Origin of the sequence: Collinsella tanakaei YIT 12063 (assembly GCF_000225705.1) — a bacterium.
In the GTDB taxonomy this organism is placed as follows: domain Bacteria; phylum Actinomycetota; class Coriobacteriia; order Coriobacteriales; family Coriobacteriaceae; genus Collinsella; species Collinsella tanakaei.
Map to the genome: position 1 here is coordinate 1 of NZ_JH126484.1, position 663 is coordinate 663.

A 663-nucleotide genomic window follows, 5' to 3' on the forward strand; every position below is an offset into this window, starting at 1 on the left:
CGACGTGGGCGCCCATGGGTGCCGCGCGATGCTTCCGGTCGGTTCGGATGCCGGGTCCCAAGGTCCATCTCCTCGCTGTGCGGCCCCCAGGGCACGAGGGTCCCCCCCGGGACGAGTACACCACCTCGCGGTGGGCGGAGCGCCGCCCACCGGTCAGCGGCCATGGCGGGCGGGGCACGCCCGGACCCATTCCGAACCCGGAAGCTAAGCCGCCGAGCGCCGATGGTACTGCGGGGGAAGCCCGTGGGAGAGCAGGGCGCCGCTGACCGGTGGACGGCACTTCAATATAGGTGCAGAGCGGGGCCCTCCGGGGCCCCGCTTCTTTTTTTGCAATCTAACAGTCACCCAGATAGGTGATAGATAGCGCGGCCCTGCGGGCCGCGCTATCCTTATGCGTGCCAAACAGAGAATGCGCCCGAGCGCCCACCCGGATCTTTGTTTGGCGACAATCCCTCCGGGTGGGCGTCCGGGCGGATGGGACGATCCCGCCATGGAGCACGCGAACCCCTACGCCGGGCTCGTGGGGTCGCCGGCGCCCGCCGAGCCGGAGGACCCGTCCGACGCCGTCGAGGAGCGCGGGCTCCGGGACGAGACCGGTTCCGGCGCGCCCTCCGAGGCGGCGGAGATGTCCCGCCCGCCGCCTCCCCGCCCGCGATGCGGCGC

The 663-nt window shown here is 72.1% G+C and carries 1 rRNA gene; it reads left to right on the forward strand.

From position 1 onward, the window contains the following. The first annotated feature begins 152 nt into the window (after positions 1-152). Positions 153-268, forward strand: a 5S ribosomal RNA gene (gene rrf / locus HMPREF9452_RS11140). Positions 269-663 lie beyond the last annotated feature (395 nt).